Below are 13,503 nucleotides of genomic sequence, written 5' to 3'. Positions count from 1 at the left end.
AAAGGGACAATTGAAGTGCCGAGTCGATGCTTTTGGGTGCCGAGTCGATGCTTTTGAGTGGTGAGTCGATGCTTTTGAGTGGCGAGTCGATGCTTTTAGGTGGTACACCTGAGCTTTTGAGTGGTGAATCGATGCTTTTGAGTGGTGCATCGATGCTTTTGAGTGGTGAGTCGATGCTTTTGAGTGGCGAATCGATGCTTTTAGGTGGTGAATCGATGCTTTTGAGTGGTGAGTCGATGCTTTTGAGTGGTGAGTCGATGCTTTTAGGTGGCGAGTCGGTGCTTTTGAGTGGTGAATCGATGCTTTTAGGTGGTGCATCGGAGCTTTTAGGTGGCGCATCGGAGCTTTTGAGTGGCGAGTCGATGCTTTTAGGTGGTACATCGGAGCTTTTAGGTGGTGCATCGGAGCTTTTGGGTGGTGAATCGATGCTTTTGAGTGGTGAGTCGATGCTTTTAGGTTCGGCGTTGGAGCTTTTAGGTGGTGCACCGGAGCTTTTAGGTTTAAGGCAGATGCTTTATTATCTAAGCGCCATGGGAGCTTAACCATATAAAACGTATGAGTGCATACCAGCTTAAATGATCTTATATTTCTTAAATGGTAAAGAGATTTGCAACCCGGCGATCGCCTTGGGCTACAGCGAGAAAAAAGAGAACGCAGGTTAAAAAGGATACGTTTAATGTTACGGTTGTTTCCCAGACTTTACCGCGGGAAAAATTGAAGCTAACCATATAAGATATATTAGTGTATACCAGCTTAAATGACCTTATATTTCTTATATGGTAAATAGAATGATCAAACTTTCAGCTCAACTAGATCAAGAAGCAACGGAATAAATTGATTGCGCGGTGACTACGTGAGTGTTTATGCCGGAATTTCTTGAAATGTGTTGAGGGGAAGGGTTAAATTTGAAGAATATTTTATTTCATTTAACAAACCGACCCTTAAAATCAGGTTTGCACACAGGTCTTATTATTTTTTCTTTAGATATTTTTTTACTAAAGCATTTATGTTTATGCCAAGTCCAAAAAAATTAGGTTGTAATTGGATAATCTCATTTGCTTTTTCGGCGATACTTTGAGCATCATCGGATTTTGCAACAAGCTTATCTAACAATATAAAAATCTCTTCTTCTAAGTTCTTATTGCTCTGTATTGAGCCAAGCATGTCTTTTACGTTTACTTCGTAATCTAATCCATCTGGAATATATCTTGTAATTCCTTTCGATTCTAGAGTTAATAGGTGGGAGTGGGAGATTTTAATGTGGGGAGCTCCTTTTACAGGAATGTTAATCTTTTGCTCAAGACCCTTGAAGCTTTTGTTGATTTTCCGAATTATGAAAAGAATCACAGATAAATAATCTCTTTTATTATCGCCAAACACCTCTATATTTATTTCTTTTGATTCATAGTCTGCAGATATTTTTGCTGTGCTTTGAAAGCCTTTATCAGTAATTATTAAGCCAGTGCGCCATCTATATTCTGCAAGAATGTCATTATGTAAATTCACAATTAACCTCGGCATAATTGATTTAGGAAGAAATCCATATGAAATAATTACTTTTAAGGGGCTTTGATCTTTAATTTCAAATACTGGCTCTTGAACTTCCAAAAGATCTGGAACCAAGATTTCAGTATCTGAAACTTTATAGCAAAGTTCAAACTTCATCATTAATTCGATTATGTAATTCAAGGAAGAACTTGGATATTTGAACCTTTCCTCACCCTCTCTAGTCTTTAATATCGTTCTAATCTCAGATAATTTTAATAAGCCTTTGTTCTCAGTTAATTTTTTGGAATTTATTATTTTATAAACAGCGTGTGTTACCCATTCTGGATCTAAAACATGTGTGTCATTCAATGCAAAGTCTTTAAAATGCAATATAATTCCTAAGTCGTTTAAATATTCAACCAAAGTTGTCTGACTTGAAATATCATAAACCCCATTTACATTGCATAATTCTGAGAATTCATCAAAACTTATGAAGCTAGATGTCATATTTTCTAAACGGGTTTTTACGTTAAACCATGATAAAGCCCATTGACTATTTAAATCTTGAATATCTAAAACAGCCCTTTTTAAGGCTGACTTAACACTATCTACTCCCGAATTATGCGAGCAAGATATTTTAATGAATTCTATAATATTTGGGTATTTGTCTTTTAAAAATAATCTGTTAACATCAAAAGACGGATTTTCATCAGTTTTATTTATGACAATTAAAACTGGAGAATTTGCTCCAAAACTCTTTATATGATTCAACCAGTATTCTGGATTTGGTTCTTCCCTAGCATTTAGTAAAATAATATAAATACTGCGTCTAGAAAGGAAAAACTGGTGTGTCGCATGCATGATTTCCTGCCCGCCAAAATCCCACAAACGATATTTAACATTCTTACTATTTGGTCTCAATGTCAGATGCCGAATATTTATGCCATGTGTTTGACATTCTTGAGGATCAAATTTTTCGTTTGTTAATAGTTTTTGTAAAGAAGTTTTGCCAGAACCACCATCACCGACAATAATCACTTTAATCTCGTTAAGACTTTTTGTTCCAGCTTGCAAAGAAGATAGATAATTACGAATTGCATTTAAATTACTTCTTCGTTTTATAGGTTCAAACAATTCTGCTGGTATTGTTTGAATAGGATTGCTATGAATTTCAAGAGCTTTCAATGGTTTATGAAAAACTACCTCTTTTGGAATATCTGTTATCTGATTAGAAAATAGAATGATTTTTTCTAAACTAGGCAATTCATTAAATCTTACTGGTATTGAAGTCAAATCATTGTATACGCTATCGAAGCGTTTTAAGTGCTTCAATTCAAAAACTTCTTCAGGAATCTCTTTTAAGTTTAGGCCATTCAGATATATCTCAATTACCTGGCCTTGGCCATTCATTCTAATTAGTTGTTGCGACTCTAAGCCATTATCCCTTATAATTCGACGATGATCTCCAATCTTTCCCTTATTATTTAAGGAATTTGTTCCTCCAACAGTTTTACTATTTTTGGATTTCCAATCATCGAAGTTTCCAAAGGTGATCCCAAGCTTATTTTCTATTTTTTTAAGTATGTCATTATCTTCCATTATAATTTTATCTCGTTTGTTAATTTTGATAGATTCGTTTTTGTTTAAACAGGTATTTTTAGGAGAAAAAAACTAAATTAAGACTCTTTAGAATTTGATATTTATTCTCATAGACCTTCAGATGAAGCAGTGCGAATAAAGTTTGAATGTTCTTTATCTAATCAGTAAGGATGTAGCTTTTGAGCGAATATTGATCATCGATCATCAGCAAAATCTTAGAGTGTGTCAAGCTATTAATTTAGATAGCCAATATAAGATTTAAAAATTAAAAGCAAGACATTTAGTAAATTCATGTTTCAAACTGAGACAACATGTGAGATTTAATAAGTTAGAATTTGAGACTGAGAATGCATTATTTCACCTCCAAAAACTTAATCATTTTCTTTATTTAGGGGTAGAGTTCTAATTTTGGATATTTGAAAAGTTTGCCCTCATAATGATAAAAAGCACTATCACTACATATTTAGGAGGGGCAACTTCTTAATATTTTAGCTTTGAGCATAGGTTCTAGAACTGAAAATTGATCCGAAACCAAAATCCTCATAGCTTTACCAAATCTCATTCGGAGAAGTGTTATTCTTTAGTTTTAGGAGTAATAATTGGAGCAAGTTCTTTTTTTAATTTTTCAAAATCTTCTTTACTCATCATATCAATTTCAGTTAATTCTTTGGCTTCTTTTAATTTAGCAATAGCTTCATCTCTAGTCATTTTTCTATTTTTCAATAAAACTTCTCCAGACTCAATAGCTAATTCTGTATCCATTACACTTAAATATTTATTTATACCAAAAGCTCTACCATTTATTTCACCTAACACCATAACTACGTATAAAGGTTTATTTTTACTACCTCTATGATATGTTTTTATTTCATTGACAATAACAGTAGTATTTTTTAAACTATTATCTGCCATACTCTGTGCATCTCCGTTCATAGCAGACATTATACTTCCAAACCCAGCAGGTCTACCCATTTGTATGAATTCGTAAGTTTTTTTAGAAGTACTTCTTGATTGTGCCACACCTCCTCTTGCCCTAGTACCATAACTGCCCGAGTAAGTCCTTGTGCTCATTTCTTCAGAAGTAGGTGTTCCTAATGTTAAAGTATCACCTAACTTTACACTATTCTTACTAACAGTTACATACTCCTTTATTTGAACACCATTTTTAATTGAGCTAAAAAACTTAATATCTTGGGTGTTTTCGTATGTCAATAAATCTATATTTTCTTGGGCATAAATATTGATGCCAGACAAAAGAATAATAAAGAGCGTAATTGTTTTTTTCATAATCGTTATTTAATAGAATTGGTTCGTTTATTTTTGATAATTAAAATTTAAACGCTAGCTGTAACGCACATTAGCCCAGAACTGGGTAGATTATCCATTGAGAGTAGCGTATTTATTTATTAGGATTAAAAGTATGTAAAATTCTATAAATCATCAAACTGATGGTTGTTTCTCATGACATTTGACTTTAGATTTGATTTATGTGCTATATATTACATTCACCGCCAGCGAACTGAGAAAATGTCTGAGAATCAGTAGTTGCAAGGCAACGGGATTCAATCTATGTTTTAACACAAGCGCAGCGCAACATTTTCGATTAGGCAGGTGAGCTGAAAAGAGGAATTCGATTAGATTTATCCAGGATGAAGCAAAGCACCTAATCTCCTTATATTGCCCTATTCTTTCCAACCTATTTCCTAATCCGTTCTGTTTTATTAGTTTTGAGCTTTAAACAAAGAAATAAAATGAACCATTGGTTAGTCAAATCAGAGCCTTTTAAATACAGTTGGGAAAAATTTAATCAGGATGGCCGTACCTTCTGGGATGGTGTGCGCAATTATCAGGCGAGGAATAACCTGAAAGCCATGCAGGAAGGTGATTTGGTATTGTTTTACCACAGCAACGAAGGTAAAAACGTAGTGGGTATTGCAAAGGTGGTAAGAGAATTTTACCAGGACCCGACTACCGACGATGCCAACTGGGTAGTGGTTGATTTATCTCCTGTAGAAAGTTTGAAAAATCCGGTATCATTGGAGCAGATCAAAGCTGAACCAAGTTTAACAGATATTTCTTTGGTCCGCCAGGGCCGCTTATCGGTAATGCCGTTAAAGGCAGAAGAATTTGATAAGATTTTGGAAATGGGAAGTTAGTTTTAAGTCCTTAGTCTGCAGTCGATTTTTATTTGGGGGTTTGGAGTGGGGTAAGCGCCATGCGTTTGGCGTTTTTTAAACAATTAACCTGTTGAGCTTAGCGCAGGGCGCCTGGAATGGGTTAAGCGGCCAGACCAATGACCAATAAACTAATCAACCTTTTTTGTACTCAGGGTAATCCCCAGCGTCATTATAATGCTCGAACCCAATACCACCAGGAACAAAAATGGCGTGCCCACTTCGGGTATTTTTAGGCTCTCGGGCAGGTTAAAGTAAAGCAAGATACTGATCAGACCGCGTGGTGCAATGTATAAAATCGGGTTTAAATTTTCCTTTTTGAATATTTTAAGGAAGATGAACCTGATGATGTATATCGAGATCAATATGAAAAAGCCATTGGCCAGGACGATCTTGTTGTTCAGCTCGCCGATATTCATGGTGAAACCGAATATTACAAAGAAAAAGGTACGCAAAATAAAGGCACTTTCGGCCGATAACTGGTAAAGCTGCGACAGATCGGCACTTAAATTCTTGTATAAAAAGATGCTCCTGAACCAAACGTTCTGTATGGTATCGGCATTGTTCAAAAATAAACCTGTACTTAAAATCAGCACCAAGGAAGACAGGTGATAAGATTGGCCGATGGCATAAACCAGTATCAGAATGGCGATGATGAGGAAGAATTTGATGTGGTGCACCAATCTGCCCATAATATACAACAGCACCACGCAGGCAATGGCCGATAACAGCACAATTAGAAATGTACTGAGCCCTAAACCGATAAATGCCGAGGTGGTGATGGAATGGTTGGTAATGGCGAAGTTGAAGATGATGATTCCTAAAATATCAGAAAAAGAAGATTCATAAATCACAAATTCTTTGTTGGTATTGTTTAACGCTGCCGCCGAAGGGATAGCAATGGCCGAACTGATTACACTAAAGGGGATGGCGTTGGCAATACAGGTATACAGATCGTGATGGGTAATCTGATAAATAATGGTGGTAATGACCGTGATGGTACCCAATAATATGGTTAGGGCAGATAAAAATGCACTGCGGATGATCTTGTTTTTATGCTGGTCATATTTAAGTTCGAGCGAGCCTTCAAAAACAATCAAAATTAAGCCTACGGTACCCAATGTGGGTAAGATGGAGAGGAAATTGAAGGTCTGTATCTTCAGGTAGTCGACCAGAAAACGTAACCCAATACCCAATAAGAGCAACAGTAAAACCGATGGTATTTTGGTTTTACTCGCCACTAAATCAAACAGATAAGAGAAAATAACTAATCCGCTTAAAATAATAAGAATGGTGTAGGTTGTCATATTTTTCAGCGTAGGGTAAGCCGCTAAAATAAAACAATCAGGCTAAGCAAAAAGAAATTTAATGTAAAAATTATGCTTTAAAGAAAAGTGCCTTGAGTTCGCTGGCATCGTCAGGGTGCATTTTTCCACCCAAAACCAGGCGCAATTGCCTGCGGCGTAAGGCCCCATCAAACAGATCCACTTCTTCTGGTGTTTCCGGAATAAGCTCGGGAACCGGAATGGTCCGCGCACTCTGGTCAACCGCCACAAAAGTATAATACGCCTCGTTGCTTTTTTGGCGTGCACCACTTGGGATATTCTCCGACCAAACATCCAAACGCACTTCTACAGAGGTATTAAACGCCCGGGTAACTTTGGCTTCGATGGTAATTACATCACCCAGTTTTATCGGTTGTTTAAAAGAAACATTGTCAACTGAAGCCGTTACCACAATGCGGTTACAATGTTTTTGAGCTGAAATTGCTGCGGCAATATCCATCCAGTGGAGCAAACGGCCACCCATTAGGTTATTTAAGGTATTGGTATCATTTGGCAATACCAACTCGTTCATGATGGTAAAACTTTCTTTAGCGAATTTCTTTTTAAGGCTCATTTACCCGCAAAAGTAAGTAAATTGTGTGTTAATGTTGCATTGCAAGTAGATTCTGATGAATTAAACGGGTTTTTTCTGAAATAATCATCCAAATCTCAGAAAAAAAGAAAAACAGGATTGTTCCAAGTCAGCCGAAAACAATTCAAGAATAATCATGTTATCCTTACAAAAATCGAATTAATGCAAAATCAGACCCTGATCCAATTTTTCCATTGGTATTATAACGAAGAACAAAATTTATGGACCAAAGTAGCTGCCGAAGCGGGTCATTTAAAAGAAATCGGTGTAACTTCTGTTTGGCTGCCACCTGCTTATAAATCGAACAATGCAGCCTATGATGTGGGTTATGCGGTGTATGATCTGTTCGATTTAGGCGAGTTCGACCAGAAAGGAAGTGTAGTAACCAAACATGGTTCGAAAGACGAATACATCAAAGCCATAGATGCCCTGCATGATAACGGAATTGGCGTTTTAGCAGATGCCGTTTTTAACCATAAAGCTGGCGGCGATGAACTGGAAAAGATTAAAGTGAGGACGGTAAATCCGGATGATCGGAATGAATTTACCAGTGATGTTTTCGAAATAGAAGCATGGACGAAATTTACTTTTCCAGGCCGGCAAGGAAAATATTCGGAATTTATATGGGACCATGAATGTTTTAGCGGGGTAGATTGGGCCGAAGACAAACAGGAAACCGCTATTTATTCCATTCAGAATTATTTAGGTGAAGGTTTTGAGAACGTTCCATCTACAGAATTCGGTAACTACGATTACCTGATGTTTAATGATATCGATTACCGCAACCGGGCTGTAATTGAGGAGTTAAAATATTGGGGCGAATGGATCATAGAAACCACCAGGGTGGATGGTTTCAGGTTGGATGCTGTGAAACACATCAACCCCGACTTTATTGTAGAATGGATCGATCATTTGAACCAGAAGTTTAACCGTGAATTTTTTATTGTTGCCGAAGATTGGAATGTAATCGATATACAGGGGCAATTGCAATATATTGAAACTACTGGGGGGCGTACCCAGATATTTGATTCGCTCTTACACCATAATTTTTTCCTGGCCAGTAAGGATGAGGAATTTGACATGCGGACCATTTTTGATGGTACCCTGGTTCAGGTAAAACCCGATCTTGCGGTGACGTTTGTGGATAATCATGATTCGCAGCCTTTACAGGCATTGGAGTCTTATGTCGATTTTTGGTTCAGGCCTTTGGCTTATGCCATGATCCTGTTGCGTGTGCAGGGAATCCCTTGTTTGTTTTTCCCTGATCTCTATGGCGGGATATACGACGATAAGGATAAAGAAGGAGATGAGGTACATATTGAACTGGCGGCCATCCCGGCTGTGGAAACGATGACTAAAATACGTGCTGCCCTGGCTTACGGCGAACAACGTGATTATTTTGATCATGGCATTTGCGTAGGGTGGACCCGTGCCGGTGATGAGGAACATGAAAACAGCGGGCTTGCGGTATTGTTAAGTACAGGTGAAGAAGGCTTTAAGAAAATGGAAATCGGTAAACACTTCGCCGGAAAGGTTTTTGTTGATGCTTTGGGATACAGACCACAGGAAATTACCATTGATGAAAATGGCTGGGCTGAGTTTCATTGCAATGCCGGTAGTGTATCGGTGTGGGTATTGAAAGTGGGCTAATAATTTGTAAACGCCATGGTCTGTGTCATCACAGACCATGGAATAAAGTGGTTGGTGTGGTACCAACCACTGGATATTACAAAAAATTATCCTCTGCTCTATACGCCGAAATTACGGCCAGTTCGCCTTCTTTTCCGCCTTTCGAATTGCCGTGTTCCATACCCATTACACCCTTATAACCTTTTTGGTACAGGTGTTTGAACAGGTTTTTATAATTAATTTCGCCTGTTGTGGGTTCTTTTCTGCCCGGGTTATCGCCAATCTGGATGTAGGCAATTTCATCCCAACAGCGATCGATGGTTTTAATTAAATCGCCTTCTGTACGCTGCATGTGGTAAATGTCGTAAAGGATCTTGCACGACGGACTTTTCACCGCTTTACAAACTGCATAGGTTTCGTTTGTTTTTTGAAGGAAAAGCTCGGGTGTATCGCTCAAGGTTTCCAATACCATTATCAAACCATGGGGTTCGAAAATCTCTGCTCCTGCGCGCATCGCGTCGATTACATTGGCAAACTGGTTGCCATAGGGTAGGTTACGTTCGTAAAAACCCGGTACAACGGTAAGCCATTTGGCATTGCAGCGTTTAGCCGCTTCAACCGATTTTTTACAGGTTTCGACAAACTTATCCTTAAACTCTTTTTTACCCGTTGTTAACGAGGTTTTCCAGTTATCGCCACCATCTACAACAAAAACGCCCATGCGCATGCCCAGTTTTGCCAGTAATTTCCCGATTTTTTCCTGTTCTTCAACCGAACGGTTCAGGTAGCCGTTATCTTCGATAGAACGAAAGCCCTTATCGTACATAAACTGGATCTGATCTAAAAAACTTTTGCCCGCATGGTTTTCGAACATGCCCTGATGGGGCGCGTAATCCAGATTGAAAGTTTTATCGCTTAGGGTCACGTTTTGTTTTTCGGCGGCAAAAGTATTGGTAATTCCTGCTCCTGTGGTAATTGCACCAGCGGTTAACAGGCTGTTTCTTATAAATTCACTTCTTTTCATCGGTTTGGTTTTAAACTGATTGGTATTAGTGGGTGATTAATTTTTTAAATCCTGTGGTTAAGGTGTCGGCAACCTTGCCATCTTTTTGGTGGTATACAAAATAAGCATCAAGATTTTTTCTTTTTGCTACAAATGCCATGGCATCTTCCAGGTGCATGGCCATCAATGCATTATCATAACCATCGGCGGTGATGGCGTCGTTGGCGTAAACCGTAACGCTGATCATCTCATTATCTAAAGGATAGCCTGTTTTAGGATCGATCAGGTGCGAGATTTTTTTCTTACCGCTCTGATGGAATTTCCGGTAATTGCCCGAAGTTGTAATGGCGCCCGAATTGATGGCAGCAATATGCCTGATTACCGGAGTACCGTCTTTATCCGGACCTTCAATACCAATTTTCATGGCCTCGCCATTCGGTTTTGGACCTGAAATCCTGATTTCGCCGCCCAGTTCGGCCACATATTGTTTAATTCCCTTATTTTCGAGGTAAGCGGCAATTAAATCTACACTGTAACCCTGTGCAATGCCGTTTAAATCGATGTGCACGCAAGGTTTTGATTTGGTGAGCAGTCCGTTTTTGAGTTGTAGGTTTTTCATGCCCACGCAGGTCAGGATGGATTTAATGGTAGCAGGGTCTGGTTCAGATTTGGCATCCTTTGGTCCAAAGCCCCAGGCCTGTACCAATGGTGCTACGGTAATATCGAAAATGCCTTTGGTATCCTGGTTGATCTCGAAACTCCTTTTGAGTACATCGTTTATAAAATGGTCGGTTTTGATTTCCTTCGCTGCCGAATTAAACTGATTTATCAATGATCCCTTTTTGTAAAGCGACATCGATAAATCAATTTCATTTAATAAACTGTCGATACCTTGTTTGGTCGCCAGACTATCAGTAGCATAATACATTATAGCATAATCGGTTCCCTGTGCATAACCACTGATTTTGTACTGTCTCAATTCCTTTTTCAGGGAGAAAGCGAAAATCAGCGGTAAAAGGAAAAGCAAATATCTATAACGCATCCATGTATTTTTAGATCACCTTTGCTTGTCCGGGCATGGCGATAGGGTATAATCCTTTCTCATCAGGCATTAATTTCGGGTTGGCATCCCATGCAAAACGCTCGGGCATTAAACTGATGTTCGAGGCTAATGCTTCATCCCATTTAATGGTTTGACCTGAATAAGTGGCATAACGGCCAATGATGGAAGAAAACGTACTGGTAGCCGCATAATCTACATTGCTGAATTTATACTCACCCTTAGAAACGGCGTCGAAAAGTTCGTCGTGTTCGGTTTGGTAAGGGTTTGCGTTTCCTTTGGTATTGTGGTTATACAATTCTTTGCCCTTATAATCTTTCATGATGGCCTGATTGCTTCCTGAAAGATAAATTTTACCTTTTGTACCCTGAAAAGATTCATCCACACGGTTGCTGATGCCTTCAAAGTGACGGCACTGGCTATTGATTACCGCACCATCTGCATAAGTTAATTCGATAGAGTGGTTATCGTAAATTTCGCCATAATCTTTCCCGGTTCTCCAGGCGCGACTTCCGGTTCCCTGTACCGATACCGGGTGCCCGTTTTTGATCCAGTTGGCAATATCAATGTTGTGTACGTGCTGCTCAACAATATGATCGCCACATAACCAGTTGAAATAATACCAGTTTCTCATCTGGTATTCCATTTCGGTTTGGTTAGGCGTGCGCGGACGTACCCAAACGCCACCGCTGTTCCAATATACCTGGCCCGACATGATATCGCCAATGGCACCATCGTTAATGCGTTTCATGGCTTCGCGGTAGTTGGTTTGGTAGCGGCGTTGTAAACCTACTACAACGTTTAATTTTTTCTTTTTTGCTTCCTCAGCTGCGGCCAATACCCTTCTGATACCCGGTGCATCAACAGCAACAGGTTTTTCCATGAAAATCTGTTTATTCTGTTTAACGGCTTCTTCAAAATGGATGGGGCGGAAACCCGGAGGCGTGGTTAATAACACCACATCGGCTAAAGGAATCGCTTTTAGATAAGCATCGAAACCTACAAACTGGCGTTCTTTCGGAACATCGATTTTATCCCCAAATTTTAAAAGGGATTGGTAACTGCTGTCTAAGCGATCCTGAAAAGCGTCGGCCATAGCCACCAGTTTAATATTGAATTTGGTGCTTAAGGCCTGGAAAGCCGCTCCTGTACCACGATCGCCACAGCCGATTAAGGCAATTTTAATCGTATCTGATCCTGAAGCATAAGCTCCGGTAAGTGGGATGCTGCTCAACATGGCTCCGCCTGCAAGCATGGCGGTAGCCTTTAAAAAATCGCGACGATCTTGCTGGTTAATTGGTTTTTTCATGTGTTTAGTTTTTTGTTGTGGTTAGGTTTTTTAAAAGTCTTTTATAGGTTGTTTATTGTAATATGCATCTATTTCGGCTTTTGATGGTGTTTTTACAGGGCGTACCAACCGCATGCCTACAAATGGTGCTTCCGGGAACCACCAATTGCTTTTCGGGATCTGTGGGTCTAACTGTTTCCAGGATGGATCGGAAGCCAATCGAACGGTTGAGGTTAAATTGCCGGCGATCTCATCATACGAACCGCCACGCACTACATTTGGATAGAGTTTTTCGGGTATGGCAACCGGGTTTTCAGCTGTTTTATCTTTGCTTTGAGCGTAGAAATCAGCAATATATTGGTCGTATGTCCATTCGCTCACATTGCCGTACATATCGAACAATCCCCAGGGATTTGGTTTTTTTAAACCCACCTGGTGTGTTTTGTTATCGCTGTTTTCTTTAAACCAGGCATAATCGCCCAATTTAGCAGCATCGTTGCCAAAAGAGTAACTGGTTTCGGTACCCGCTTTACAGGCATATTCCCATTCGGCTTCGGTTGGCAAACGGTAAAAAACACCGGTACGTACATACAGCCACTTGCAAAACTGAATGGCATTGTACTGGGTCATGGCTACAGCAGGCTGATGTTCTTTGCCCATGCCAAAAGTCATGTCGAGATATGGTTTGGTTGGTCTGGTTACCGCATCAACCTCAGCAGGAATAGCGCCTTCACTCGCTTTTTTTTCGTAATCGCGGTAAAGGAAAGGTTCAAAAATATCCCAGGTTACTTCATGTTTTCCGATCCAGAAAGCATCGAGATTAACCTCGTGAACAGGCTTTTCGTCGGCCTTTCCTGTTTTACTTCCCATTTTAAATTTTCCGGCGGGAATGGCCTGCATATCGAATTTTAGTTTTGTTCCGTTGATGGATTGGGTATAGGAACTGTTGGTGCCTTGCGCAAAAATCTGTACGCAGGGATTGATGATTAATGCAACGGCAATTAATTTTTTGAACATAGTTTTTGGTTAGAAACACTAATTTCTAGGTGTTTATCTGGTTGCTTACTGAAATGCTAAAGTAAATAACCGCATTTAAAACAAAGAAAATTAATGTAACAATAAAGGTAAGGAATACAATATTAAAAGTCAAGTTGACAATTAAAGTTATCGTCCTCCTGAACTTGTTATAGGATCTATTAGATGATATCTTTTAGGTGAATCTTTTTTATCATGAATTGTTTAAGAACATAATAGGCAAGAGTTTTTTACCGTGTAAGGGATATAAGTTCATTTAAGCTTATATTCCTCACAGGGTTTGTTTTCACTTTGACGGGTCACCACTGGA

The 13,503-nt window shown here is 39.1% G+C and carries 11 protein-coding genes; 3 read left to right on the top strand and 8 right to left on the bottom strand.

The window, feature by feature from the left end; all coding sequences use genetic code 11:
- Positions 1 to 26: 26 nt before the first annotated feature.
- The gene (locus tag AC04Q1_RS07925; RefSeq protein ID WP_478363456.1) at positions 27 to 542 is read left to right on the top strand and encodes a hypothetical protein; all 516 of its coding nucleotides are present in this window, start codon (positions 27 to 29) and stop codon (positions 540 to 542) included.
- A gap of 427 nt (positions 543 to 969) precedes the next feature.
- On the opposite strand, the gene AC04Q1_RS07920 is transcribed toward AC04Q1_RS07925, so the two are convergent.
- Together AC04Q1_RS07920 and AC04Q1_RS07915 are read right to left on the bottom strand one after the other, a co-directional pair.
- Entirely contained in the window at positions 970 to 3,087 is a 2,118-nt protein-coding gene (locus AC04Q1_RS07920) for a COR domain-containing protein (RefSeq protein WP_478363454.1), read from the bottom strand.
- A gap of 573 nt (positions 3,088 to 3,660) precedes the next feature.
- Complete coding sequence (locus AC04Q1_RS07915) at positions 3,661 to 4,374, bottom strand: hypothetical protein (protein WP_478363452.1); 714 nt, start codon at positions 4,372 to 4,374, stop codon at positions 3,661 to 3,663.
- Positions 4,375 to 4,838: 464 nt separating this feature from the next.
- Here AC04Q1_RS07915 and AC04Q1_RS07910 point away from each other — a divergent pair, with 464 nt between their 5' ends.
- Positions 4,839 to 5,243: an EVE domain-containing protein gene (locus AC04Q1_RS07910; protein ID WP_478363450.1), complete on the top strand. Its 405-nt coding sequence runs from the start codon at positions 4,839 to 4,841 to the stop codon at positions 5,241 to 5,243.
- Between the two features lie 149 nt (positions 5,244 to 5,392).
- Here the strand turns inward: AC04Q1_RS07910 and AC04Q1_RS07905 are convergent, their stop codons facing one another.
- Both AC04Q1_RS07905 and AC04Q1_RS07900 read right to left on the bottom strand, forming a co-directional pair.
- Positions 5,393 to 6,568, bottom strand: coding sequence for a cation:proton antiporter (locus AC04Q1_RS07905; RefSeq protein WP_478363448.1), 1,176 nt, complete (start codon positions 6,566 to 6,568; stop codon positions 5,393 to 5,395).
- Between the two features lie 70 nt (positions 6,569 to 6,638).
- Positions 6,639 to 7,160, bottom strand: a complete 522-nt coding sequence (locus tag AC04Q1_RS07900; RefSeq protein ID WP_478363446.1) for an acyl-CoA thioesterase — start codon at positions 7,158 to 7,160, stop codon at positions 6,639 to 6,641.
- Positions 7,161 to 7,340: 180 nt separating this feature from the next.
- On the opposite strand from AC04Q1_RS07900, the gene AC04Q1_RS07895 reads away from it, so the two are divergent.
- Complete coding sequence (locus tag AC04Q1_RS07895) at positions 7,341 to 8,828, top strand: alpha-amylase (protein WP_478363445.1); 1,488 nt, start codon at positions 7,341 to 7,343, stop codon at positions 8,826 to 8,828.
- Between the two features lie 76 nt (positions 8,829 to 8,904).
- Here the strand turns inward: AC04Q1_RS07895 and AC04Q1_RS07890 are convergent, their stop codons facing one another.
- The 4 genes from AC04Q1_RS07890 to AC04Q1_RS07875 are packed head-to-tail and all read right to left on the bottom strand — an operon-like array spanning position 8,905 to position 13,175.
- Entirely contained in the window at positions 8,905 to 9,831 is a 927-nt protein-coding gene (locus tag AC04Q1_RS07890) for a hydroxypyruvate isomerase family protein (RefSeq protein WP_478363443.1), read from the bottom strand.
- A gap of 25 nt (positions 9,832 to 9,856) precedes the next feature.
- The gene (locus AC04Q1_RS07885; protein WP_478363441.1) at positions 9,857 to 10,852 is read right to left on the bottom strand and encodes an FAD:protein FMN transferase; all 996 of its coding nucleotides are present in this window, start codon (positions 10,850 to 10,852) and stop codon (positions 9,857 to 9,859) included.
- A 10-nt stretch (positions 10,853 to 10,862) separates the two neighbouring features.
- Positions 10,863 to 12,179, bottom strand: coding sequence for a Gfo/Idh/MocA family oxidoreductase (locus AC04Q1_RS07880; protein WP_478363440.1), 1,317 nt, complete (start codon positions 12,177 to 12,179; stop codon positions 10,863 to 10,865).
- Between the two features lie 30 nt (positions 12,180 to 12,209).
- Complete coding sequence (locus tag AC04Q1_RS07875) at positions 12,210 to 13,175, bottom strand: formylglycine-generating enzyme family protein (protein WP_478363438.1); 966 nt, start codon at positions 13,173 to 13,175, stop codon at positions 12,210 to 12,212.
- Between the last annotated feature and the right edge of the window lie 328 nt (positions 13,176 to 13,503).

The organism is Pedobacter humicola, assembly GCF_056490705.1.
The sequence above is the reverse complement of the archived record's forward strand: the minus strand, read 5'-3'. Positions and strand labels throughout refer to the sequence as shown.

What these genes read in the sequence shown, in the direction of transcription:
- AC04Q1_RS07925 (WP_478363456.1), top strand. Translation starts at nt 27, where the DNA reads ATGCTTTTGGGTGCCGAGTCGATGCTTTTGAGTGGTGAGTCGATGCTT.
- AC04Q1_RS07920 (WP_478363454.1), bottom strand. Translation starts at nt 3,087, where the DNA reads ATGGAAGATAATGACATACTTAAAAAAATAGAAAATAAGCTTGGGATC.
- AC04Q1_RS07915 (WP_478363452.1), bottom strand. Translation starts at nt 4,374, where the DNA reads ATGAAAAAAACAATTACGCTCTTTATTATTCTTTTGTCTGGCATCAAT.
- AC04Q1_RS07910 (WP_478363450.1), top strand. Translation starts at nt 4,839, where the DNA reads ATGAACCATTGGTTAGTCAAATCAGAGCCTTTTAAATACAGTTGGGAA.
- AC04Q1_RS07905 (WP_478363448.1), bottom strand. Translation starts at nt 6,568, where the DNA reads ATGACAACCTACACCATTCTTATTATTTTAAGCGGATTAGTTATTTTC.
- AC04Q1_RS07900 (WP_478363446.1), bottom strand. Translation starts at nt 7,160, where the DNA reads ATGAGCCTTAAAAAGAAATTCGCTAAAGAAAGTTTTACCATCATGAAC.
- AC04Q1_RS07895 (WP_478363445.1), top strand. Translation starts at nt 7,341, where the DNA reads ATGCAAAATCAGACCCTGATCCAATTTTTCCATTGGTATTATAACGAA.
- AC04Q1_RS07890 (WP_478363443.1), bottom strand. Translation starts at nt 9,831, where the DNA reads ATGAAAAGAAGTGAATTTATAAGAAACAGCCTGTTAACCGCTGGTGCA.
- AC04Q1_RS07885 (WP_478363441.1), bottom strand. Translation starts at nt 10,852, where the DNA reads ATGCGTTATAGATATTTGCTTTTCCTTTTACCGCTGATTTTCGCTTTC.
- AC04Q1_RS07880 (WP_478363440.1), bottom strand. Translation starts at nt 12,179, where the DNA reads ATGAAAAAACCAATTAACCAGCAAGATCGTCGCGATTTTTTAAAGGCT.
- AC04Q1_RS07875 (WP_478363438.1), bottom strand. Translation starts at nt 13,175, where the DNA reads ATGTTCAAAAAATTAATTGCCGTTGCATTAATCATCAATCCCTGCGTA.